We start from the raw sequence: 24,186 nt of genomic DNA on the forward strand, positions 1-24,186 counted from the left end.
CAAGCGTAACGACACATCAAGAAAATCAATCAAACCTGATTAAATCTTGATGGGATTTATGAGACTGCATTTTTTTGCGGCATTGACCTACACGAATGAAGTCCCACCGCACCCGCCGCAAGCGAACCAGCGACCGCGCCAACGGTCATATTCATGTAAATCCGAAAGAATCGTTTCCATTTGCTTGACAGGCGCCACTGCATTGCCGCTGGACCCGGCGCGCCCCCGGGCGCCATTCATTTCTCTGCCGGGAGTGGCTGCAAATGCCGGCGGCTTTCAAAGCAACGCGGCTTGCCGGTCAGGGGGTCCTCAAATGCCACCGAGCGCGCCAGGAGCTGCAGCGGATTGGAATAATCGCCCTCGGGGGCATCATTCACTTCGGGATAAAGCGTGTCGCCGCGCAGCGGCAGACCAAGCGCCGCCATGTGCACCCGCAGCTGGTGGCGCCGGCCGCTGACGGGCGCCAGCGCATAACGCGCCCAATGCGCGTTGTGTTCGAGCACATCCATGTGCGTGAAGCTGTTGGGCTCGCCCGGGACCTCGTGCATGCGAAAGAAATGCCCGCTTTCCTCCATGCGGCTGGCATGTTCGCGTGGAAAGCGCAGGCCCGCATTCCATGGCGCGACCGCCTCATAGCGCTTTTGCACGGCGCGATCGCGAAACAGCCCCTGGTACAAGCCCCGTGTCGGCCTCTGCACCGAGAACAGCACCAGGCCCGCGGTCTCGCGGTCGATGCGGTGGATGGGAGAAAGCTCGGGCAGGTCGTATTTGCGCTTGAGGCGCACCAGCAGGCTGTTTTGCAGGAAGCGCCCGGCCGGCACCACCGGCAGGAAGTGCGGCTTGTCGGCGACCAGCAGATGCGCATCGCGAAACAGCACCTCGGCCTCGAAGGGCAGCGGCACCTCGTCCACGAGCGCACGGTAGTAATAGAGCCGCAGGCCCGCCGCCATGGCGCGCCCGGGCGTGACGCGCTGCCCATGCTCATCGACCACCTCCCCGGCCTCCATGCGCGCCAGCCATTGGGCGCGCGTGACGGCGGGCAGGCGCTCGGTCAGGAAATCCAGCATGCTGCCCTGCCCCCGGGTGGGCAGGACGACACAGCTGGGGCTGACCCCGTCGCGCATGGGCAGGACTTTGGGATCGTGCGTGTTGTGCATGGCGGCGTGATTCTAGCGGCCGGCACGCCACCCGCCCCGGGCCAGCCCGAGGCGGGCAGGTTTTGTAAGCCAAGGGCGCAAGCCGCTGCCCGGCACTTGGTTGCGCCGGAATGCGAGGCTAGGATGCAGCCATGCGGTTGATCGCATCTGCAGGCCGCAGGTGGCCGGCAAGGAGCGAGCAGCCAGGCTTTTTCCGGCGGCGCTTCGCCAGGATGCACCCAGAACCTACATGAACCAGAACGACACATCCGACGCCCCTACCGACCAACCCGAATCCGGCAAACCGAAGCCCACGCGCCACCGTGTCCTGCGCTGGGTCGCCGGCATCGTGGCGGTGCTGCTGGCCCTGCTGGTCGCCATCGTGCTGTTCATCATCAACTACGACCTGAACCGGGCCAAGCCCTGGATCGAGCAGAAGGTCAGCGAGGCCACGGGCCGCAGCTTTCACATTGCCGGGCCGCTGTCGGCGGACTGGCACTGGCCGCAGCCGCTCGATACCGGCTGGCGCCGCTGGATCCCGGGCGTCACCGTGCATGCCGAGCAGCTGACGCTGGGCAACCCCGTGGACTTCGCCACCCCCGAGGCGCCGGCGCGCGCCGCCGCCGGCCTGCCCGCCCTGCCCGCGCGCAAGGCACTGACGGTGCCGGTGCCCGACGCGGCCACCGATGTCACCGACCCCAAGGATGCTGCCAAGGCCGACCCCAAGCGCCACCCCAAGCCGGATGCCAAGCCGGCGGTGGCGCAGGCCGAGGCCAAGGCGGACACCCCGCCCGATGCCAAGCCAGCGGCTGCCAACACCGACAAGGGCGTGCCGGCAAGTCAGACCGCTGCGGGCGAACGCGACCCCGCGATGATGGCCAGCATTGCCCATGCCAGCGCCTCGCTGCGCCTGTGGCCGCTGCTGACGCGCCATGTGCAGATCGACGCGCTGGCACTGGATGAACCCGACATCGTCTTCGCGCGCCGCGAGGATGGCAAGGTCAACTGGCAATTCGAGCGCCGCGAGCAAAGCGACAACCCCTGGAGCTTCGACGTGGGCCAGTTGCGCATCCAGCAAGGCTGGCTGGGCTACCTGGACGGCCCCATCGATCTCGCCATGCGCGCGCGCCTGTCGACCATCGACAACGCACCCGCCGACAGCCCCTACGGCCTGGCCTTCGCGCTGACCGGCAGCTATGGCAAGGCCGACGTCACGGGCCAGGGCAAGGGTGGACCGGTGCTGAGCCTGCGCGAGCGGGAAATCAACTATCCGCTGCAGTTCGCGGCGCGCGCCGGCAGCGTGGCCGCGACGGCCGAAGGCATCCTGGCCAATCCGGTCAAGCTGGAAGGCCTGGATTTCGACGTCACGCTCAAGGCCAACAGCATGGCCGATCTCTACCCGCTGACCGGCCTGGTGCTGCCCAACACCCCGGCCTTCGAGACCCGCGGCCACCTGACGGGCAGCCTCGAGCCGCAGAAGGCGGTGTGGAAGTACGAGGAATTCCGCGGCAAGGTCGGCCGCAGCGATCTCGCCGGCAGCCTGACCTACACCTCGGCCAAGCCGCGCCCGCGCCTGGAAGGCTTCATGCGCTCGGAGCAGCTGCGCCTGGCCGACCTGGTGCCGGTGCTCGGCACCTCCGAGGCCAAGGCCGAGCGCGCCAAGGCCACGGGCGGCAAGATCCTGCCGGACGATACCTTCGACATCGGCCGCTGGAACGCCATGGATCTCGATCTGAAATTCGACGGCAAGAAAATCATCAGTTCGGACAAGCTACCCATCGATGCGCTGAGCACCCATGCCGTGCTCAAGAACGGCGTGCTGCGCCTGGACCCGCTGCGCTTCGATGTCGCCCGCGGCAAGTTCAACACCAGCGTCATGCTCGACAGCAACAAGAAGCCGCTGGCGGGCGAGATCCGCGGCACGGTCGCCGGCCTGAAGCTGTCGGCGCTGTTTCCCAAGGTCGAGCTGATGGAAAAGAGCCTGGGCCAGGTCGACGGCGCCCTAGCGCTGAGCGCGCAGGGCAACTCGGTGGCCAAGCTGCTGGGCACCAGCACCGGCGAATTCAAGCTCTATGTGCGCAACGGCACGCTGAGCGCGACGCTGCTCGACCTCGCGGGGCTCAATGTCGGCTCCATCGTGGTGGCCAAGCTGTTTGGCGACGAACGCGAAGTGCAGCTGCAGTGCGCGGTCGCCGACTTCGCGGTGAACAAGGGCGTGGCGCGGGCGCGCGTCGCCAAGCTGGCCACGCCGGAGGCCAATGTCGAGGTCACCGGCACCATCGACATGGGACGCGAGCTGTTCGACCTGAATATCAAGCCCGAAGCGCTCAAATGGAAGTTCTTCTCCCTGCGCACGCCGCTGAATGTGCAGGGGCCCTTCTCGAGCCCCAAGGTTCGCCCGGAAATCGCCCCGCTGGCGCTGCGCGCAGGCGCCGCGGTGGTCGCTGCCGCCGTCGCGCCGGTGGCCCTGGCGCTGGTGCCGATCACCGTGCCGGCAGCTGAGGACGATGCCAACTGCGGCCGGCTGCTGGCGGCGGGCCGCGCCGCGGTTCAGGCAGGCCCCAAGGGCGCCAACAAGCCGGCGCGCGCTCAATGAGCGCTCGGTGAGCGATCAGCGCGTTTCGGGTTCCCGGGGCGCGCCGGCTGCGCTCACGGCCTGGCACCAGTCGGCCAGCGCCTCGTCGGTGGGCGTGGCACGCTCGAGCAGCTGCGGCCAGCGGCGCAGGCAGCCGTTGGCGATGGTCTCGAGCTGCCACACCGCCTCGCGGTGCAGCAGCGCCAGTTCGGCCATGCCCTGCAGGTCGTCCCTGAGATAGCCCAGCAGGTCGCGCAATTGCTTGGGATGCGAGCCGGCCTGCGCCAGCTCCTGCTCCAGCGCCTTGAGGCGTCCGTCGAGCCAGACCACGGCGCGGTCCAGCGGCCGCGGCGGCTTGGCGGCCGCAGGCGCCAGGGCCGGAGGCGCCAGCGGCGCGCGCAGTTGCGCCCAATGGGCAAAGTGGCGCCCGAGCAAGGCCGCCATGGCCTCGACCTCGGCCATGAGCGGCTCCATCTCGAGCCCGGTGTCCACCTCCACGGCCAGCAGCGGCAGGATCTTCTCGACCAGGTCCGGTGGATAGCGCCGGTGGTTCATGCGCAGCATCAGCGACAGGCGCGGGCCGGGCATGTCGGCATATTTCTCGTGGAAAGCCGACACCACCTCGGCCAGGATGAGCATCTGCCCCATGGGGGAGATCTGCTCGCGCTGCAGCCCGCGCGGGTAGCCGCTGCCGTCCATGCATTCGTGGTGCTCCAGCACCGCCAGCTGCACCGCGGGCGTGTAGACCTGCTGCTCGCGCAGCACCCACATGGCCGTGACCGAATGCGCCACCAGCTGCTTGCGCTCCTCGGGGCTGAGCTTGTGCGCCGGGTCGGTCCAGGCCGGCGGCATGTAGAGCATGCCGATGTCGTGCAGCAGGCCCGCGGCGGCCAGCGGCACGCAATCGCGCTCGCTCCAGCCGGCCTCGAGCGCCAGGTACAACGCCACCAGCATCATCTGCAGGCTGTGGCTGTAGAGCTCGGGTCGCTGCTCGCGCATCAGCGTCAGCTTGAAGGCGATCGGCATCGGCAGCGGAATGAAGCGCAGCGGCGCCAGCAGCCGTTCCACGCCGCCGAGCTTCTCGCCCAGGCGGCGCACCAGCGGCATGGTCTCGCACTGCACCATGACCTCAGCCTCGATGGACTGGATGCAGACCATGTTGTCGACCATCAGGTTATGGTCGATGGACTCGCGCAGCGGTGCCTGCACCAGGCGGTCGTAGAGCCGGCTGTCGATGCGCGCACCGCTTTCCACCAGCTTGATGCCGCGATCGGTGTAGATCGGGCTGTGCGTGATGACATTGTCTTTTTCAGCCAGCTCGGTGACCGCCCGCAGGAAATGCGCGCTGTCGCGCAGATCGTCCGGCACGACATCCAGGTCTGGAGAAGCAGTTGTTGACATTCGTTGCAGTGAATTGGGACAGGCCCCGAATATACGGCTTCGTAGGAAATGTTCCTACATGTTGGCAAGGCCGGCGGTCGAAAGCCAACAAAAAAACGGCCCCTGGGGGCCGTATCGCAGCTGCTTTGGCGCTTCAGCGCAGCAGCGTCACGCCGGTCTGCTCCTGCACCTGCGCGAATTCCACGCCCGGCGCCAGCTCGACCACCTTGAGGCCCTCGGGCGTCACGTCGAACACGCCCAGGTCGGTGATGATGCGGTCCACCACGCCCACGCCCGTGAGCGGCAGCGTGCATTGCGGCAGGATCTTCAGGTCGGTGGTGCCGTCCTTCTTCTTCGCCACATGCTCCATCAGCACGATCACGCGCTTGACGCCGGCCACCAGGTCCATGGCCCCGCCCATGCCCTTGACCATCTTGCCGGGGATCATCCAGTTGGCTAGGTCGCCCTTCTCGCTGACCTGCATCGCGCCCAGGATCGACAGGTTGATCTTGCCGCCGCGGATCATGGCGAACGACTGGTCGCTGCCGAAGATCGCCGAGCCGGCAATGGTGGTCACGGTCTGCTTCCCGGCGTTGATCAGGTCGGCGTCGACCTGGTCCTCGGTGGGGAAGGCGCCGATGCCCAGCATGCCGTTTTCCGACTGCAGCCACACTTCCTTGCTGCCCGTGTGGTTCGCCACCAGGGTCGGAATGCCGATGCCCAGGTTCACGTAGAAGCCGTCTTCGAGTTCCTGCGCCGCGCGCGCAGCCATCTGGTCTTGGGTCCATGCCATGCTCAGGCTCCTTGCTTTGCAGTGACGGTGCGCTTCTCGATGCGCTTTTCGGGGTTCGGGTTGTGCACGATGCGGTGCACGTAGATGCCGGGCAGGTGGATATCGTCCGGTGCAATGGCGCCGACCTCGACCACCTCCTCGACCTCGACGATGCAGATCTTGCCGGCCGTGGCCGCAGCCGGGTTGAAGTTGCGCGCCGTGAGGCGGAACTGCAGGTTGCCGCTCTTGTCCGCGCGGTGCGCCTTGACCAGCGAAACGTCGGGCACCAGCGAGCGCTCCATGACATAGGTCTCGCCGTCGAACTCGCGCAGCTCCTTGCCCTCGGCCACCAGCGTGCCCACGCCGGTCTTGGTGAAGAAGGCCGGAATGCCCGCGCCACCCGCGCGCAGCTTCTCTGCCAGCGTGCCCTGGGGCGTGAATTCGAGCTCGAGCTCGCCCGCCAGGTACTGGCGCTCGAATTCCTTGTTCTCGCCCACGTAGGAGGAAATCATCTTCTTGATCTGGCGCGTCTCCAGCAGCTTGCCCAGGCCGAAGCCATCGACGCCCGCGTTGTTGGAGATCACCGTCAGGTCCTGCACGCCGCTGGCCTGCAGCGCATCGATCAGCGCCTCCGGAATGCCGCACAGGCCGAAGCCGCCAACGGCCAGCGTCTGGCCATCCGCCACCACGCCGGCAAGCGCCTCGGCCGCCGAGGGATAAAGCTTTTTCACTCTTGTCTCCTGAGAAGGGTTGACCGCTAAGATACTACGTAACCAGGTACGTAGTTTTCCGTAAAGACTTGCACTTATGACCCATGACTACCGGCTCGCGTTCGAGATGGCTCCCGTCGGCCTGGCCATCTCGCGCAACCGCATCATGACCGATTGCAACCAGCAGCTGTGCACCATGTTCGGTGCCTCGCGCGAGCTGCTGGTCGGCCAGTCCTTCCAGATTCTCTATCCATCGGCCGAGGAATACGAGCGCCTGGGGCAGCGCATGGCGCCGATCCTCAGCGCCACCGGCATGTATTCCGACAGCCGCATCATGCAGCGCGCCAGCGGCGAGGCGTTCTGGTGCCAGGTCTCGGGCCGCACGCTCGAGCGCGGCAGCCCGCACGCGGCCGGGGTCTGGAGCTTCGAGGACCTGAGCGCGCAGCGGCCCGTCAAGGCCGGGCTCACCGGGCGCGAGCGTGAGGTCGCTGCCCGTCTGCTGGAGGGCATGACCTCCAAGGAAATGGGCAAGGCGCTGGGCATCAGCCACCGCACGGTGGAGATCTACCGCGCGCGCCTGATGCGCAAATACGGCGCCACCACGGCTGCGGACCTGGTGCGCAAGCTGACGCTGAACTAGGCAGGCGGCACAAGCCGCGCGAAAAATTTCCTATTGCGCTCTTGCAAACATGCAATCGGCAGATGCGTCAAAAAACATAGGCAATCGCTAATAATTGACCACATCCGATAGCAAATTTCGTATTGAAAGGTTTCGCATGAGCATGCTCACCACCGTCGCCGGCGCCCCCGTTGCCAACAACCAGGATTCCATGACCGCCGGCCCGCGCGGCCCGATGCTGCTGCAGGACATCTGGCACCTGGAGAAGCTCGCGCATTTCAACCGCGAAGTGATTCCCGAGCGCCGCATGCACGCCAAGGGCTCCGGCGCCTTCGGCACCTTCACCGTGACCGGCGACATCACGCGCTTCACCCGCGCGAAGATCTTCTCGGAGATCGGCAAGACCACCGAGATGTTCGCGCGCTTCTCCACCGTGGCCGGCGAGCGCGGCGCGGCCGATGCCGAGCGCGACATCCGCGGCTTCGCCATGAAGTTCTACACCGAGGAAGGCAACTGGGACGTGGTCGGCAACAACACGCCGGTGTTCTTCTTCCGCGACCCGCTCAAGTTCCCCGACCTGAACAAGGCCGTCAAGCGCGACCCCTACACCAACATGCGCTCGGCCGAGAACAACTGGGACTTCTGGACCGGCCTGCCCGAAGCCCTGCACCAGATAACCATCGTCATGAGCGACCGCGGCATCCCGAAGGATTACCGCCACATGCATGGCTTCGGCTCGCACACCTACAGCTTCTACAACGCGCAGAACGAACGCTTCTATGTGAAGTTCCACTTCGTCAGCCAGCAGGGCATCGAGAACCTGACCGATGCCGAGGCCGCAGCCGTGGTGGCCACCGACCGCGAGAGCTCGCAGCGCGACTTGCTCGGCGCGATCGAGCGCGGCGACTTCCCCAAGTGGAAGCTGTGCGTGCAGGTCATGCCCGAGGCCGAAGCCGACACCTACCGCTTCCACCCCTTCGACCTGACCAAGGTCTGGAGCAAGAAGGACTACCCGCTGATCGAGGTCGGCATCGTCGAGCTCAACCGCAACCCGCGCAACTACTATGCGGATGTCGAGCAGGCTTCCTTCACCCCGGCCAATCTGGTGCCCGGCATCGGCGTCTCGCCCGACCGCATGCTGCAGTCGCGCCTGTTTGCCTACGGCGATGCCGCGCGCTACCGCCTGGGCGTGAACCACCACAGCATTCCGGTCAACGCGCCGCGCTGCCCGGTGCATTCCTACCACCGCGACGGCGCCATGCGCGTCGATGGCAACTTCGGCGCCACCATCGCCTACGAGCCCAACACGCGCGGCGAGTGGCAGCAGCAGCCGGCGTTCCAGGAGCCGCCGCTGGCGCTGCATGGCGCGGCCGACCGGTGGAACTACCGCGCCGAAGACAGCGACTACTTCACCCAGCCCGGCGACCTGTTCCGCCTGCTGACGCCCGACGCACAGCAGCGCCTGTTCGACAACACCGCGCGCAATATCGCGGGTGTATCGGAGCACATCGTGCAAAAGCACATCCACCACTGCACCCAGGCCGATCCCGCCTATGGCGCAGGCGTCGCACGGGCCATCGAGGCGCTCAAGGCAGGCCGCTGAAGGCAGCGGGCAGGGTTGTGCACATGGCGCGCCGGCGGTCGGCGCACTATGCTGGGTCATCACAAGGAGAACCCGCCCATGCCTGCCCGCTACCCCTTCCCCGCCGTCACCGATCTGCCCGAGGATATCCGCGCACGCATCCTCGAGGTCCAGGAAAAGGCCGGCTTCATTCCCCATGTTTTTCTCGCCTTCGCGCGCCGCCCGGCCGAGTGGCGCGCCTTCTTTGCCTACCACGACGCGCTGATGCTCAAGGAGGAAGGCTCGCTCACCAAGGGCGAGCGCGAGATGATCGTCACCGCCACCAGCGCCGCCAACCAGTGTTTGTACTGCGTCGTGGCCCATGGCGCGCTCCTGCGCATCTACGAGAAGAAGCCGCTGCTGGCGGACCAGGTGGCGGTCAACTACCGCAAGGCCGACATCTCGCCGCGCGAGCGCGCCATGCTGGACTTCGCGATGAAGGTCGGCGCGCGCAGCCACGAGATCGAAGACGCCGACTTCACCGCGCTGCACCTGCATGGCTTCGACGACGAGGACATCTGGGACATCGCCGCCATCACCGCCTTTTTCGGCTTGTCGAACCGCATGGCGAGCTTCGCGGGCATGCAGCCCAATCCGGAATTCTTCCTGCTCGGGCGGGTTCCCAAGGCCAGCGCCTGAGCCGCGCAGCGGTTGCTGCAGCGCACAAAAATTCCTGCGCGCCATCGCGCTGCGCATAAAATGATCGGCTACTGGTGAGCGCCCAGGGGGGGTGCGCCATGACGCCCATACATCTGCAGCAAAAGAGACACCCGATGACAAACGATGAAATCCTGGCCCAGTACGGCCCCCGCGAGGCAATGGAATACGACGTGGTGGTGGTCGGGGGCGGCCCCGGCGGCCTCTCCACCGCGATTCGCCTCAAGCAGCTGGCCGCGGAGCAAGGCAAGGAACTGTCGGTGGTGGTGCTGGAAAAGGGTTCCGAGCCGGGTGCCCATATCCTGTCCGGCGCCATCATGGACCCGAAGGCCCTGACCGAGCTGATTCCCAACTGGAAGGAACTCGGCGCGCCGCTGAACCAGCCCGTCACCGACGACGCGATGGTCTTTCTGGGCGAGAAAGGCTCGCTGCGCACGCCCAACTTCCTGCTGCCGCCGTGCTTCCAGAACCACGGCAACTACATCGTCAGTCTGGGCAATGTCGTGCGCTGGCTGGCCGAGCAGGCCGAGGGCCTGGGCGTCGAGATCTTCCCGGGCTTCCCCGCGGCGGAAGTGCTCTACAACGAAGACGGCTCGGTCAAGGGCGTGGCCACCGGCAACATGGGCATCGGCAAGGACGGCGAGCCCACGGGCGAGTTCCAGCTGGGCATGGAGCTGCATGGCAAGTACACGATCTTTGCCGAAGGCGCGCGTGGCCACCTGGGCCGCCAGCTGATCGCGCGCTACCAGCTCGACGCGGGGCGCGACCCGCAGACCTACGGCCTGGGCGTCAAGGAACTCTGGGAAATCGACCCGGCCCGCCACCAGCCCGGCTTCGTGCTGCACACCGCCGGCTGGCCGATGAAGTCCGACACCTATGGCGGCGCCTTCCTCTACCACATGGAGGACAACAAGGTCACGCTGGGCTTCATCACCGGCCTCGACTACTCGAACCCCTACCTGAGCCCGTTCGAGGAGATGCAGCGCTGGAAGACCCACCCCAACATCCGCTACTACCTCGAAGGCGACGAAACCAAGGGCATCAAGCCGGCCAAGCGCATCGGCTACGGCGCGCGCGCGATCACCGCGGGCGGCCTGATGTCGCTGCCCAAGTTCGTGTTCCCCGGCGGCGCGCTGGTCGGCTGCGAGGCCGGTTTCCTCAACGTCAGCCGCATCAAGGGCAGCCACGCCGCGATCAAGACCGGCATGCTGGCGGCCGAAGCCGCCTTCGACGCCATCCAGGCCGGCCGCCAGGGCGACGAGCTGAGTGCCTATGTCACGGCCTTCGAGAACAGCTGGCTTCACGCGGAGCTCAAGAAGAGCCGCAACTTCAAGTCCTGGTTCAAGAAGGGCCTGACCACGGCCACGCTGATGAACGGCATCGAGCAGTTCGTGCTGCGCGGCAACATCCCCTGGACGCTGCACCGCGACAAGCCCGACCACGCCTACCTCAAGCCCGCGGCCGAGTGCAAGCCCATCGTCTACCCCAAGCCCGACGGCAAGCTGACCTTCGACAAGCTGTCGAGCGTGTTCATCAGCAACACCAACCACGCGGAAGACCAGCCGGCGCACCTGACGCTCAAGGACCCCAGCGTTCCGGTGGACATCAACCTGGCGCGCTATGCCGGGCCCGAGAGCCGCTACTGCCCGGCCGGCGTGTACGAGTTCGTGCCCGACGAGGCCGCTGGCGGCGCCGCGCAGCGACTGCAGATCAACGCGCAGAACTGCGTGCACTGCAAGACCTGCGACATCAAGGACCCGACGCAGAACATCGTCTGGGTCACGCCCGAAGGCGGCGGCGGCCCGAACTATTCGGGCATGTGAGGCCTGCGGCGGCCGCATGCGGCTGCCCATGCCAGCGGCGCGCTCGACATGCTCCCTGCGGGAAGCCTGCGGCGCGCGCGCGGCTGCGCCTGCATTAGACTCGAGACGACTTGTCCCCTGGCGGCGTGCAGCCGCCAATGGCCTCTTCTTTGCGTGGAGATCCGCATGAAACACCTGTCGATCGCGCCCCTGGGCGCATTGGTGCTGGCGCTGGCAGCAGTGAGCCCGGCGCTGGCACAGCAGAAATCCGTGGCCGTGACGGCCATCGTCGAGCACCCGGCGCTCGACGCGGTGCGCGACGGCGTGCAGGCCGCGCTCAAGGACGCGGGTTTCGAGGCCGGCAAGAACCTCAAGTGGCAATACCAGAGCGCGCAGGGCAACACCGGCACCGCCGCGCAGATCGCGCGCAAGTTCATCGGCGACCAGCCCGATGCCATCGTCGCCATCGCCACGCCCTCGGCGCAGGCAGTGGTGGCCGCCACCAAGGCGGTGCCGGTGGTGTTCTCGGCCGTGACCGATCCGGTCGCCGCCAAGCTGCTGGCGAGCTGGGAGCCGGGCAAGGGCAATGTGACGGGCGTGTCGGACCTGCTGGCGCTCGACAAGCAGATGCAGCTGCTGAGGCAGGTGGTGCCCAATGCCAAGCGCGTGGGCATCGTCTACAACCCGGGCGAGGCCAATTCCATGGTGGTGGTCAAGCAGCTGCAGAAGCTCCTGCCGACGCTGGGCCTGACGCTGGTCGAAGCCGCGGCGCCGCGCTCGGTGGACGTGGGCAGCGCCGCGCGCAGCCTGGTCGGCAAGGTCGATGTCATCTACACCAACACCGACAACAACGTGGTGTCGGCCTATGAGGCGCTGGTCAAGGTCGGCCAGGACGCGAAGATCCCGATGGTCGCCGCGGACACCGACTCCGTCAAGCGCGGCGCCGTGGCGGCCTACGGCATCAACTACCGCGACCTGGGCGAGCAGACCGGCCGCATGGTGGCGCGCATCCTCAATGGCGAGAAGCCCGGCAATATCAAGCCCGAGGTCAGCACGAAGCTCGAGCTGTTCGTGAACCCGGGCGCGGCGCAGCGCCAGGGCGTGAAGCTGCCCGACGCATTGCTGAAAGCGGCGGCGCAGATCGTCGAATGATTCCCGTGCCGGGCCCATGCCCGGCGCTGGTCCTCCCATGGCAGGTACCGTAGGATGCACGGACCTGCCATTGCATTTTCAACGCCGCATTTTCCATGTCATTGTTTTCCTTGCTGGGCGCCATCGAGATCGGCCTGATCTTCAGCCTGGTGGCGCTGGGCGTGTTCATCTCCTTCAGGCTGCTGCGCTTTCCCGACCTCACGGTGGACGGCAGCTTCCCGCTGGGCGGCGCGGTCTGCGCGGTGCTGATCTCCAGCGGCACCAACCCTTGGCTGGCGACTCTGGCCGCCACGGCCGCCGGCGCGGCCGCGGGCGTGCTCACCGGCTGGCTCAATGTGAAGCTCCGGATCATGGACCTGCTGGCCTCGATCCTGGTGATGATCGCGCTGTACTCGGTCAACCTGCGCATCATGGGCGGCCCCAACGTGCCGCTGATCAACGACGCGACGCTGTTCACGCTGCTGCAGCCCGAAGGCATGCCCGACTACGTGGCGCGCCCGCTGATCCTGGCGGCAATAGTGCTGCTGGCCAAGCTGGCCATGGACTGGTTCTTCTCGACCGAGCGGGGCCTGGCGATCCGCGCCACCGGCTCGAACGCGCGCATGGCGCGCGCGCAGGGCGTGAACACCGGCGCCATGGTCCTGCTGGGCATGGCGGTCTCGAACGGCCTGGTCGGGCTGGGCGGCGCGCTGTTCGTGCAGACCCAGGGCGGTGCGGACATCTCCATGGGCATCGGCACCATCGTCATCGGCCTGGCGGCGGTGATCGTCGGCGAGAGCCTGCTGCCCTCGCGGCGCATCGTCCACGCGACGCTGGCGGTGGTGCTGGGCGCCGTCGTCTACCGCTTCTTCATTGCCGCCGCGCTCAACAGCGAGTTCATCGGCCTCAAGGCGCAGGATCTGAACCTGGTCACGGCCGTGCTGGTGGCGGTGGCGCTGGTCCTCCCGCAGCTCAAGAACAAGCTGGCCAGGCGCAAGCCGCGCTGAGCGCAGGAGTTTGCCATGCTGAGTGCAAAAGACCTCTTCCTGACCTTCAACCCCGGCACGCCGGTCGAGACCCGCGCGCTGCGTGGCCTGTCGCTGGAGATTCCCGCCGGCCAATTCGTCACCGTGATCGGCTCCAACGGCGCGGGCAAGTCCACCTTCCTCAACGCCGTGTCGGGCGACCAGATCGTGGACCGCGGCAGCATCGTCCTCGATGGGCGGGACGTCACGGCCCTGCCCGTCTGGGCCCGCGCCGAGCGCGTGGCGCGTGTGTTCCAGGACCCGATGGCCGGCACCTGCGAGGACCTGAGCATCGAGGAAAACATGGCGCTGGCCCAGCGCCGCGGCACTTCCCGGCGGCTTTCGTTGGCGCTGCGCAAACCCATGCGAGAGGTGTTCCGCGAGCGCCTGGCCACACTGGGGCTGGGGCTGGAGCAGCGCCTGTCCGACCGCATCGGCCTGCTCTCCGGCGGCCAGCGCCAGGCCGTGAGCCTGCTGATGGCGGCGCTGCAGCCCTCGCGCATCCTGCTGCTCGACGAGCACACCGCCGCGCTCGATCCGCGCACCGCGGACTTCGTGCTGCAGCTCACCGCGCGCATCGTCACCGAGGCCCGGCTGACGACCATGATGGTCACGCACAGCATGCGCCAGGCACTGGACGTCGGCGACCGCACCGTCATGCTGCACCAGGGGCAGGTGGTGCTGGATGTGAGCGGGGAGGAACGCCGGCGGATGGATGTCCCGGATCTTCTCAGGATGTTCGAGAGGGTGCGGGGGGAGAGGCTGGCGGACGATGCGCTGCTGCTGGGGTGAGTCTGTCCTTCACCGTTCGTGGTGCGCCTGTCTTTCACCGTTCGTGGTGAGCCTGTCTTTCACCGTTCGTGGTGAGCCTGTCGAACCATGGACGGCCTGTCTTCGAGACTTGAGCGCCGGCCCGTCATCCTTCGACGGGGCCGCCCCTAGGCAGGCTCAGGACGAACGGATATGAACCGTCTGTGGTGGGCCTGTTTCAACCGTTCGTGGTGAGCCTGTCGAACCATGGACGGCCTGTCCTCCAGACATGAATGTCCCCCGTTCCTCTCGACCCATCAGGGATTTGCAGAATTCAAGCACCACCCCGGCAAATCGCGCACAATGCCGCTTTTTCGAGGCCGCGCAATCAGCGGCCTTTTGCGTTGCCGGCCGCTGGCCGCGCGCAGTGGACCAAGGAATCCAACCGATGAGCGACAACGCCTCCCCCACCAGCAGCCCGGCGCAGTCCGGCCTGCGCCGCAGCCTCAAGGCGCGGCATCTGTCGATGATCGCCATCGGCGGCTCGATCGGCACCGGCCTGTTCGTCGCCTCGGGCGCGACCATCTCCCAAGCCGGACCGGGCGGCGCGCTGCTGGCCTATATGGTGGTCGGACTGATGGTCTATTTCCTCATGACCAGCCTGGGCGAGATGGCCGCGCACCTGCCGGTCTCGGGCTCGTTTGCCACCTACGGCGCGCGCTATGTCGATGAGGGCTTCGGCTTCGCGCTGGGCTGGAACTACTGGTACAACTGGGCGGTGACCATTGCCGTCGACCTGGTGGCGGCGCAGCTGGTCATGGCCTACTGGATCCCGGATGTCAACGGCATGGTCTGGAGCGCGCTGTTCCTGGCGCTGATGTTCGGCCTGAACGCGATCTCGGTGAAGGGCTTTGGCGAGGCCGAATACTGGTTCGCCGCTATCAAGGTGGTCACGGTGATCGTGTTCATCGCGCTGGGCCTGCTGATGGTGCTGGGCATCCTGCAGGGCGGCGCGCCCGAGGGCCTGTGGGGCAACCTCGCGAACTGGAGCGTGGGCGAGGCGCCCTTTGCCGGCGGCTTCGCGGCGCTGATCGGTGTGGCGATGATCGTCGGCTTCTCCTTTCAGGGCACCGAGCTGATCGGCATTGCCGCCGGCGAATCCGAGGACCCGGCGCGCAATGTGCCGCGCGCGGTGCGCAAGGTGTTCTGGCGCATCCTGCTGTTCTATGTGTTCGCGATCCTGATCATCAGCCTGCTGCTGCCCTACAACGACCCGCAGCTGCTGCGCAACGACGTCAGCGACATCAGCGTCAGCCCCTTCACGCTGGTGTTCGAGCGCGCCGGACTGCTGTCGGCGGCGGCGATCATGAATGCCGTGGTCTTGACCTCGGTGCTGTCGGCCGGCAACTCGGGCATGTATGCCTCGACGCGCATGCTCTACACGCTGGCCTGCCAGCGCATGGCGCCGCGCATCTTCGCGCGCGTCAACCGCCGCGGTGTGCCCATGATGGCGCTGCTGGCGACGACGGCGATTGCCGCGCTGTGCTTCCTCACCAACATCTTCAGCCCTCAGGCGGTCTACATCTGGCTGCTGAACCTGTCGGGGATGACCGGCTTCATCGCCTGGCTCGGCATCGCCATCAGCCACTACCGCTTCCGCAAGGGCTACGAAGCGCAGGGCCTGGATCTCGCGGCCCTGCCCTACCGCGCGGCCGGCTTTCCCTTCGGGCCGATCTTCGCCTTCGTGCTGTGCCTGATCATCACGCTGGGCCAGAACTACCAGGCTTTCGTGCAGGACCGCATCGACTGGGGCGGCGTGGTGGCGACCTATATCGGGCTGCCGCTGTTCCTGCTGATCTGGTGGGGCTATCGGGTGGTCAAGGGTTCGCGCATCGTTCCCTACAGCGAGATGAAGGTCCGGGCAGAGCCGTATTGAGCCGAAGCTGCCGCTACTTCACAGCGGCAGACGCAGGTACCTGTAGGCGTTCTTCCAGAAGAAGGCCTCGCGGTATGGCGCATATTCGGGCTGGTTCATCCATTCCAGGAACAGGTCCAGATAGCGGCGCGTGCGCGTGATCACATCGGGCATGTGCCAGTCCGAGCCATAGGCCATCTTCTCGAGCAGTTCGTAGGGCCGGCCGGCCGAGGCCGCGTCCTGACGCGCCCGCCGCAGGTTGGCCTCGAACGGGGCGAAGCCATCGCCCTGCATCAGCTGGGCCAGGTAGGCCACCTCGCAGTAGACATTCGGATGGGCCGTGCACAGCTCGCCGACGATGCGCGCGAAATTGTCCTCGTGCCGCCATTCCTCTTCCGAGCGCGCCAGCCAGCCGGGGGAATGCAGCGCGCCATTGTCCAGCCGTCCGCCGCCCGCATGGCCCAGGCACAGGCGCAGCCCCCGCCAGCGCGGCTGCTCCAGCACCTCGCGCCAGTGGCGCGGGTGGGCGTAGCCCCCGAGCCGCAACCGCGTCTGGAACCCCACGGGAGTGCAATGTGCGAACACCGGCAGGCCGCGTGCGACGCAGAAATCCAGGAAATCGTCGATGCGGGCCTGGATGGCAGGCTCGTTGCCCACCGGCTTGTAGCCCATGGCCGGATAGAACTTGAAGCCGGCAAACCCCTTGCCCAGGGCATGCAGGGCGCGCGCATGCCAGTCGGCGCGCCGTGGATCGAAGGCGCTGAAGCCGAACACCCGCGCCGGATGCGCGCGCTGCAGCGCCTGCATGCGGTCCTCCTGCACCGGCTGCAGCGGGTAGTACGGCGCCTCCTGGCCGGGGAAAGCCATCTGCATGTCCATCAGGTAATGCACGGCCTGCAGCGGCGGCAGGCCCTGCCCGTAGCTGGCAAAGAGCTTCTGCAGCAGCTGCTCCTCCGAATGCAGCAGGGTCAGGAAGAAGGCCGGATAGTTGACCACGTCGCCCCAGGCCATGGGGTCCATCAGCCGCGTCACGACCCACAGCGCCTTGCGCACCACGCGCTCGGCCCATTGCAGGAAGTCGGGAAAGGAGGCGGCGGCTTCCGGCCGCGGCATTTCGGGAACGAAGGCCCTCTCGCTGGTGCCGTGTTCGCGCGCCAGCGGGCCGATCGGCAGCGGCAATGCGGACGGCGCCCCCGGCTGAGGCGCCCCCGGCTCAGGCGCCCCCGGCCATCCTTCCTGAGCGTAGTCGATCTGCTCCAGGCTCAGCAGGATGTCCATGAATTGCGAGGCGCGCAGACGGTCGAAGACCGGCGCCTGCAGCGACTGCTCGAGCTGCGGCGACAACCCCTGCTCGACGGCATCGAGCGAGCCGGTGCTCTGCAGCAGCTCGTACTCCACCATGCGCCACAGATGCTCCAGGCATTCGAGCTCCCGGGTGTCCTGTACCTCTTCGTCCTGCGCGTCGCCAGCGGATGCCGAGAACACGGCCTCGACCGGCACATCGGCATAGGCCGAGCCCGTCAGCGCCTGCAGCAGCCGTGCCACCTGGTGCGCCAGCGGGCTGCTGTCGCGGCCCATCGCATGGGCAATGACACTGGCCAGCGGAAGGTAGCGCGCATTGAACAGATGGGTGTGCAAATCCAGGATACGCGTAGGCAACTGCATCACATCCTCCCTTGTTTGCCGCCATTACAACGACAAAAAGGCCCATGCAGCGAATGCATGGGCCCCTCGTCCGGATATTGCGGCCGCCGAACCTCAGTGCGGCGGCCGCAGCAGGTGCTTCTGGATCTTGCCGCTGGTGGTCTTGGGCAGTGCCTGCACAAAATGATAGCGGCGCGGACGCTTGTACGCCGCCAGTCGGTCGCCCTGCACCAGGAAGGCATCGAGCGCCTGCGCATCGGCCGCGGCCGGCGCCTTGCACACCACATGCGCCACCACCACCTGGCCCCAGCGCGCATCGGCCTCGCCCACCACGGCCGCCTCGAGCACCGCGGGGTGCTCGACCAGCGCATCCTCGACCTCGCGCGGATAGACGTTTTCCGCGCCCGAATTGATCATGTAATCCATCCTGTCGCGTATCCACAGGTAGCCCTCGGCATCCAGATGCCCCATGTCTCCGGTGTGGTACCAGCCATGCGCCAGCGCGCGCGCGTTGGCATCGGGGCGCCGCAGATAACCGGCCATCATGCAAGGCCCGCGCACCAGGATCTCGCCGGCCTCGCCCACTTCGCAGCGCGCGGCGGGATCGCTCGGACTGCCGTCCGCGGGCACCCTGGCCACGACCAGGTCATGGCTCAGCGCGGGCATTCCCGCCGATCCGGCATGCGACAGCTGCTCGTGCGGATAGAGCACCGACATGCAGGGTCCCATCTCGGTGGTGCCGAACACCTGCACCAGCCCCGAGCCCACCTGGCGCGTCCACTCGCGGATCAGATGCGGAGCCATCGACGCGCCGCCGTATTCGACAAGCCGCAGGCTGCTGGTGTCGCGCGCGGCCAGCGTGGGCTCGTTGAGCAGCATCGACACCATGGTCGGCGCGGCAAAGAAGAAGCTGACCTTTTCCTGCTCGACCAGGCGCCAGGCCTCGGCCGCGTCGAAACGCCGCTGCAGCACCAGCGTCGCGCCCACCTGCAGGCGCGGCAGGAAGCTGGTGTGCAGCTCCGCCGTGTGGTTGAGCGGCGCCAGCGACAGGCCCACGTCCTCGCGCCGCAGCTGCATCACCTGGTGCATCAATGCGTTGTGCGCGAGCTTGCTGCGGTGGGTATGCAGCACCCCCTTGGGCCGGCCTGTCGTGCCGCTGGTGTACATCAGGATGCAAGGGTCCATTTCATCGACAGCGACCTCGGGCGCCGTGCTCGGGCGGTCCGCGGCCAGCGCCCCCAGCCGGGCGCTGGCGCCTTGGGGCGTGGCATCGGCCTCGCCTTCACCGGCGTAGATCCAGTGTTCCGGGCGGACGCTTTCGCCTGCAAGCAGCGCCTGGGTGAGCGCCACGACATCCGCGACCTCGCGCTCGAACACCAGCGCGCGCGCCTGGCCGTCCTGCAGGATGAAGGCCAGCTCCTGCGGCGCCAGCCGGTAGTTGACCGGATTGAACACCGCGCCGATGCGCGCCGCGGCCAGCAGCGTGAACACGAAGGCCGGCGTGTTGTAGAGAAATGCCGCCACCACATCACCGCGCGCAATACCCAGCGCCTGCAGGCCATGGGCATGGCGATTGACCTCGGCGTCCAGCTGCCCGTAGGTCCAGGCGCGGCGCCGCCCGCCCTCCCAGGCCACCAGGGCCTCCTTGCGCGGCAGATAGCGGGCCGGCCACGAGAGGGTGTCGCCAAGGGTCAGTTGCATGCAGGGATCTCCGGGAATTCACGAATCTTGGCGCGCAGTGTAGGCTTTGGCTTATCGCCATCGGCAATTTGCATATGGCACTGCAGCACCCGTCCGACCGGAGACCGCCATGACCACCGCGTCCCCCAACCTGCCCCATTTTCCGCATGCCGCGACCGGCGCATCGCTGCAGACCCCGCTGCACTCGCTGCACCTGGAGCTGGGTGCGCGCATGGTCGAGTTTGCCGGCTACCAGTTGCCCGTGCAGTTTGCGCAGGGGCTGATGGCCGAGCATCTGCACACGCGCGCCGCCGCCAGCCTGTTCGATGTCTCGCACATGGGCCAGCTTCGGCTGGTGGGTGCGGATGCCGCGGCGGCGCTTGAAACGCTGATGCCCATCGATGTGCTCGACCTGCCTGTGGACCGTCAGCGCTACGGGTTGCTGCTCAACGAGCAGGCCGGCATCCTCGACGACCTGATGCTGGTGCGGCGCAGCAATGATTTCCTGCTGGTCGTGAACGGCGCCTGCAAGCGGGCCGACCTCGCGCACCTGCAGGCCCGGATCGGCGAGCGCTGCGAGATCACGCCGCTGGCCGGGCAGGCGTTGCTGGCATTCCAGGGCCCGCTGGCCGTGGATGTGCTGCAGCGCCTGGTGCCTGGCGTCGGGCAGCTGCGATTCATGGACGGCGCCGCCTTCGTCTGGGAAGGCAGCGAGCTCTACATCACGCGCAGCGGGTACACCGGCGAGGACGGCTTCGAGATATCCCTTCCCGACTTCATGGCTGAAACCCTGGCGCGCGCCTTGCTGCTGCACCCCGAAGCCGCGCCGGCGGGCCTGGGCGCGCGCAATTCGCTGCGCCTGGAAGCGGGCCTGTGCCTGTATGGCAACGAGCTCGATGAAAACACCACGCCCGCGGAGGCCGGGCTGCTGTGGGCGGTGCAGAAGGCGCGGCGCGCAGGCGGCGAGCGCGAGGGCGGTTTTCCCGGTGCCGCGCGGCTGCTGGCGCAGATGGCCGATCCGGCGCTGCGCCGCCGCCAGCGCGTGGGCCTGCGTGCGCTCGAGCGCGTGCCGGTGCGTGAGCCCGCGCCGCTGTGCGGTGCCGACGGCCGGCAGGTGGGGCAGGTCACAAGCGGCCTGCTCTCGCCGAGCCTGGCGCAGCCCATCGCCCAGGCCTATGTGGAACCGCCAAGCGCCGCGCCAGGCACGCGGCTGCAGGCGCTGGTGCGCGGCAGGCGCGTGCCGATGGAAGTCGTGGCAATGCCTTTCGTGCCCAGCCGCTATTACCGAGGTTGAAGGACGGCGTCTGGCTTCAGCCGGGCCGCCAAGGGGCTACAGTGCGGGTTTGGTGCTTTGCGCTTTTCTTTTTTCTCTGGAGTTTTCATGAGCGTTCAATTTTCCAAGGACCATGAGTGGATCGATTCGGCCGACGCGGCCGCCGCCGTCGTGGGCATCACCGTGCATGCGCAGGATGCGCTGGGCGATGTGGTGTTCGTCGAGCTGCCTGAAGTCGGCAAGACCTTTGCCCAGGGCGAGGTCGCAGGCGTGGTGGAATCCGTCAAGGCCGCGGCAGACGTGTACATGCCCGTCGACGGCGAGATCGTCGAGGTCAACGCGGCGCTGCGCGATGATCCATCGCTGGCCAATTCGGACCCGCTGGGTGCCGGCTGGTTCTTCAAGGTCAAGCTCAGCAACCCGGCGCAGCTCGATGCGCTGCTGGACGAGGCCGCGTACACCGCCTTCGCGCAAAGCGCCTGAGCCCGCGGGCCGGCGCCTGGCACGGGACGTGCCTGCCGGGCTCGATGCCCGGGTGATCCATTGCTCCAGACCCCTGATTTTTCTTGAAGGTCCTGCCATGACGATGTCCCCTGTTCCCGCCCTGCCGGCCCTGGAGAACCCCGGCGAGTTCATCGAACGCCACATAGGCATTGGCGCACAGGAGGAAGCGCGCATGCTGGAAGTGGTCGGCGCGGCCTCGCGCCAGGCGCTGATCGCCGAGATCGTGCCAGCGGGCATCGCGCTGCGCCGGCCCATGCAGCTGCCGCCGGCGGTGGGCGAAGCCCAGGCGCTGGCCGAACTGCAGGCGCTTGCCGCGCGCAACCAGCAGCTCAGAAGCTTCATCGGCCAGGGCTACTACGGCACGCACACGCCCGGCGTGATCCTGCGCAACGTGCTGGAGAACCCGGGCTGGTACACGGCCTACACGCCCTACCAGGCCGAGATCTCCCAGGGCCGGATGGAGGCGCTCATCAACTTCCAGACCCTGGTCTGCGACCTCACGGCCATGCCCATCGCCAATGCCTCGCTGCTCGATGAAGCCACGGCCGCGGCCGAGGCCATGACGCTGGCGCTGCGCGTCGACGAATCGGCCAGCCGGCGCTTCGTGGTGTCGGCGGGCGTGCATCCGCAGACGCTCGAGGTGATCCAGACACGCGCGCGTCCGCTGGGCATCGAGGTGGTGGTGCCCGCCACGCCCGCGGCCTGGCAGGAGGCGCTCGAAGGCGAGTATTTCGCGGCGCTGGACCAGTATCCGGCCACCGATGGCAGCGTGCGCGACCTGGGGCCCGACATCGCCCAGGCGCATGCGCGCGACGCGGCCTTCATCGTCGCCACCGACCTGCTGGCGCTGACGCTGCTCGTGCCGCCCGGCGAGTGGGATGCGGACATCGTGGTCGGCAGCAGCCAGCGCTTCGGCATGCCGATGGGCGCGGGCGGCCCGCACGCGGCCTTCATCGCCTGCCGCGACGCCGGCAAGCGCGCGCTGCCCGGGCGCATCGTCGGCGTGAGCCGCGATGCCCATGGCCAGAGCGCCTACCGGCTGGCGCTGCAGACGCGCGAGCAGCATATCCGGCGCGAGAAGGCCACCAGCAACATCTGCACCGCGCAGGTGCTGCCGGCGGTCGTCGCCAGCATGTACGCGGTCTACCACGGCCCCGAGGGGCTCGAGCGCATCGCGCTGCGCGTGGCACGCTACAGCGCGATCCTGGCGCAGGGGCTGGAGCAGCTGGGCCACTATGTGGCGGAAAACGACAGCTTCGACACCCTGCTGCTGCACACCGGCCAGGGCACGGCGGCGCTGGCCGCGCGCGCGGTGTCCATGGGCGTGAACCTGCGGCGCTTCTCCGCAGAGGCACTGGCCATCGCGCTGGACGAAACCACCACCCGCGCCGATATCGAGCGGCTGTGGCAGATCTTCGCGCTGTCCGGCCAGGAGCAGCCCGATTTCGCGAGCTTCGAGGCCGGCGGCGCGCTGCGCATTCCCGCCCACCTGCGCCGCAGCAGCGCGTATCTGACGCACCCGGTGTTCCACCTGCACCGCGCCGAGACCGCGATGCTGCGCTATATCCGCGCGCTCGCCGACAAGGACCTGGCGCTCGACCGCAGCATGATCCCGCTGGGCTCGTGCACCATGAAGCTCAATGCCACCAGCGAGATGATCCCGATCACCTGGCCGGCCTTCGCGCAGATCCACCCCTTCGCGCCGCGCGAGCAGCTCGCCGGCTACCAGCTGCTCGATGCCCAGCTGCGCGCCTGGCTGGGCGAGGCGACGGGCTACGCGGGCATCAGCCTGCAGCCCAATGCCGGATCGCAGGGCGAGTACGCGGGGCTGCTGGCGATCCAGGCCTTCCACGCGGCGCGCGGCCAGGCGCAGCGCGACATCTGCCTGATTCCTTCGAGCGCGCATGGCACCAACCCGGCCAGTGCGCAGATGGCCGGGCTGGAGGTCGTGGTGACGGCCTGCGATGCCCAGGGCAACGTGGACCTTGCCGACCTGGCGGACAAATGCGCGCAATACAGCGGGCGCCTGTCGTGCGTCATGATCACCTACCCCAGCACGCACGGGGTGTTCGAGGCGCGCGTCGAGGAGCTGTGCGCGCTGGTGCACCGGCATGGCGGGCGGGTCTATGTCGATGGCGCGAACCTCAACGCGCTGGTCGGCATAGCCGCGCCGGGCCGCTTCGGCGGCGACGTCAGCCACCTGAACCTGCACAAGACCTTTTGCATTCCGCATGGCGGCGGCGGCCCGGGCGTGGGCCCGGTCTGCGTGGTCGAGGATCTGGTGCCCTTCCTGCCAGGCCACGCCAGCACCGGCCAGGTGTCGGGCGTGGGCGCCGTGAGCGCGGCGCCGCTGGGCAATGCCGCGGTGCTGCCGATCAGCTGGATGTACATGCGCATGATGGGCGCCGAGGGCCTGCAGCGCGCCAGCGAGACCGCGATCCTCAGCGCCAACTACATCAGCTGCCGGCTGCAGGAACACTACCCCACGCTGTATGCCAGCAGCGCAGCCCCGGGCGGGCGGGCGCGCGTCGGCCACGAGTGCATTCTCGACCTGCGCGGCTTCAAGGCCAGCTGCGGCGTCACCGCCGAGGACGTGGCCAAGCGGCTGATCGACTACGGGCTGCATGCGCCGACCCTGTCCTTTCCCGTGCCCAACACGCTGATGGTCGAGCCCACCGAAAGCGAGCCGCTGGCCGAGATCGAACGCTTCATCGAGGCCATGATCGCCATCCGCGCGGAGATCGCCGAGATCGAATCCGGGGAAGCCCCGCGCACCGGCAACCTGCTCAAGAACGCGCCGCACACCGCGGCCGCGCTGCTGGGCGCCGACTGGCCGCATGCCTATGCGCGCGAGCAGGCGGCCTTTCCGCTGCCCGGGCTGCGCAGCGCCAAGTACTGGCCTCCGGTCGCGCGCATCGACAACGTGCATGGCGACCGCAACCTGCACTGCACCTGCATCGCCCCGCAGCCCGAGGCATCGGGCGGATAATCC

The 24,186-nt window shown here is 67.6% G+C and carries 18 protein-coding genes; 12 read left to right on the top strand and 6 right to left on the bottom strand.

What is annotated here, in order from left to right; all coding sequences use genetic code 11:
• Nucleotides 1-236: 236 nt before the first annotated feature.
• On the bottom strand, nucleotides 237-1,157 hold the full coding sequence (locus tag M9799_RS00590) for a pseudouridine synthase (protein WP_231042489.1): 921 nt from the start codon (nucleotides 1,155-1,157) through the stop codon (nucleotides 237-239).
• A 229-nt stretch (nucleotides 1,158-1,386) separates the two neighbouring features.
• Here M9799_RS00590 and M9799_RS00595 point away from each other — a divergent pair, with 229 nt between their 5' ends.
• Complete coding sequence (locus M9799_RS00595; protein WP_231042490.1) at nucleotides 1,387-3,732, top strand: AsmA family protein; 2,346 nt, start codon at nucleotides 1,387-1,389, stop codon at nucleotides 3,730-3,732.
• 15 nt (nucleotides 3,733-3,747) lie between these two features.
• On the opposite strand, the gene M9799_RS00600 is transcribed toward M9799_RS00595, so the two are convergent.
• The 3 genes from M9799_RS00600 to M9799_RS00610 all read right to left on the bottom strand — a co-directional run bounded on the left by M9799_RS00600 (nucleotide 3,748) and on the right by M9799_RS00610 (nucleotide 6,594).
• Nucleotides 3,748-5,112 (bottom strand): HD-GYP domain-containing protein, encoded by a 1,365-nt coding sequence (locus tag M9799_RS00600; RefSeq protein WP_231042491.1) that lies wholly within the window; start codon nucleotides 5,110-5,112, stop codon nucleotides 3,748-3,750.
• A 133-nt stretch (nucleotides 5,113-5,245) separates the two neighbouring features.
• Entirely contained in the window at nucleotides 5,246-5,884 is a 639-nt protein-coding gene (locus M9799_RS00605) for a 3-oxoacid CoA-transferase subunit B (protein WP_231042492.1), read from the bottom strand.
• 2 nt (nucleotides 5,885-5,886) lie between these two features.
• A complete protein-coding gene (locus M9799_RS00610) occupies nucleotides 5,887-6,594 on the bottom strand; it encodes a CoA transferase subunit A (RefSeq protein WP_231042493.1) in 708 nt (235 codons plus the stop codon).
• A 76-nt stretch (nucleotides 6,595-6,670) separates the two neighbouring features.
• Between M9799_RS00610 and M9799_RS00615 the strand changes: the two genes are divergently transcribed.
• The 8 genes from M9799_RS00615 (at nucleotide 6,671) to M9799_RS00650 (ending at nucleotide 16,114) form a co-directional block, all read left to right on the top strand.
• On the top strand, nucleotides 6,671-7,213 hold the full coding sequence (locus M9799_RS00615) for a LuxR C-terminal-related transcriptional regulator (RefSeq protein WP_231042494.1): 543 nt from the start codon (nucleotides 6,671-6,673) through the stop codon (nucleotides 7,211-7,213).
• A gap of 136 nt (nucleotides 7,214-7,349) precedes the next feature.
• The gene (locus M9799_RS00620; RefSeq protein ID WP_231042495.1) at nucleotides 7,350-8,795 is read left to right on the top strand and encodes a catalase; all 1,446 of its coding nucleotides are present in this window, start codon (nucleotides 7,350-7,352) and stop codon (nucleotides 8,793-8,795) included.
• A gap of 78 nt (nucleotides 8,796-8,873) precedes the next feature.
• Nucleotides 8,874-9,452, top strand: coding sequence for a peroxidase-related enzyme (locus M9799_RS00625; RefSeq protein WP_231042496.1), 579 nt, complete (start codon nucleotides 8,874-8,876; stop codon nucleotides 9,450-9,452).
• Between the two features lie 134 nt (nucleotides 9,453-9,586).
• Complete coding sequence (locus M9799_RS00630) at nucleotides 9,587-11,293, top strand: electron transfer flavoprotein-ubiquinone oxidoreductase (RefSeq protein WP_231042497.1); 1,707 nt, start codon at nucleotides 9,587-9,589, stop codon at nucleotides 11,291-11,293.
• Between the two features lie 165 nt (nucleotides 11,294-11,458).
• On the top strand, nucleotides 11,459-12,424 hold the full coding sequence (locus M9799_RS00635) for an ABC transporter substrate-binding protein (protein ID WP_231042498.1): 966 nt from the start codon (nucleotides 11,459-11,461) through the stop codon (nucleotides 12,422-12,424).
• 95 nt (nucleotides 12,425-12,519) lie between these two features.
• Entirely contained in the window at nucleotides 12,520-13,410 is an 891-nt protein-coding gene (locus M9799_RS00640) for an ABC transporter permease (RefSeq protein ID WP_231042499.1), read from the top strand.
• 15 nt (nucleotides 13,411-13,425) lie between these two features.
• Entirely contained in the window at nucleotides 13,426-14,220 is a 795-nt protein-coding gene (locus M9799_RS00645) for an ABC transporter ATP-binding protein (RefSeq protein WP_231042500.1), read from the top strand.
• 406 nt (nucleotides 14,221-14,626) lie between these two features.
• The gene (locus M9799_RS00650; protein ID WP_231042501.1) at nucleotides 14,627-16,114 is read left to right on the top strand and encodes an amino acid permease; all 1,488 of its coding nucleotides are present in this window, start codon (nucleotides 14,627-14,629) and stop codon (nucleotides 16,112-16,114) included.
• Between the two features lie 18 nt (nucleotides 16,115-16,132).
• Here M9799_RS00650 and M9799_RS00655 read toward each other — a convergent pair whose 3' ends face one another.
• On the bottom strand, nucleotides 16,133-17,758 hold the full coding sequence (locus tag M9799_RS00655; RefSeq protein WP_231042502.1) for an amidohydrolase family protein: 1,626 nt from the start codon (nucleotides 17,756-17,758) through the stop codon (nucleotides 16,133-16,135).
• A gap of 93 nt (nucleotides 17,759-17,851) precedes the next feature.
• Nucleotides 17,852-19,438, bottom strand: coding sequence for a long-chain-fatty-acid--CoA ligase (locus M9799_RS00660; RefSeq protein WP_231042503.1), 1,587 nt, complete (start codon nucleotides 19,436-19,438; stop codon nucleotides 17,852-17,854).
• A gap of 109 nt (nucleotides 19,439-19,547) precedes the next feature.
• Here M9799_RS00660 and gcvT point away from each other — a divergent pair, with 109 nt between their 5' ends.
• The 3 genes from gcvT (at nucleotide 19,548) to gcvP (ending at nucleotide 24,183) form a co-directional block, all read left to right on the top strand.
• Nucleotides 19,548-20,711 carry a glycine cleavage system aminomethyltransferase GcvT gene (gene gcvT, locus M9799_RS00665; RefSeq protein WP_231042504.1) on the top strand — a complete coding sequence of 388 codons (1,164 nt, stop codon included), beginning with the start codon at nucleotides 19,548-19,550 and terminating at the stop codon, nucleotides 20,709-20,711.
• Between the two features lie 87 nt (nucleotides 20,712-20,798).
• The gene (gcvH, locus tag M9799_RS00670; protein WP_231042505.1) at nucleotides 20,799-21,173 is read left to right on the top strand and encodes a glycine cleavage system protein GcvH; all 375 of its coding nucleotides are present in this window, start codon (nucleotides 20,799-20,801) and stop codon (nucleotides 21,171-21,173) included.
• A 97-nt stretch (nucleotides 21,174-21,270) separates the two neighbouring features.
• Nucleotides 21,271-24,183 (top strand): aminomethyl-transferring glycine dehydrogenase, encoded by a 2,913-nt coding sequence (gcvP, locus tag M9799_RS00675; RefSeq protein ID WP_231042506.1) that lies wholly within the window; start codon nucleotides 21,271-21,273, stop codon nucleotides 24,181-24,183.
• The last annotated feature ends 3 nt before the right edge of the window (nucleotides 24,184-24,186 follow it).

This window comes from Comamonas endophytica, from assembly GCF_023634805.2.
GTDB lineage: Bacteria > Pseudomonadota > Gammaproteobacteria > Burkholderiales > Burkholderiaceae_C > Comamonas > Comamonas endophytica.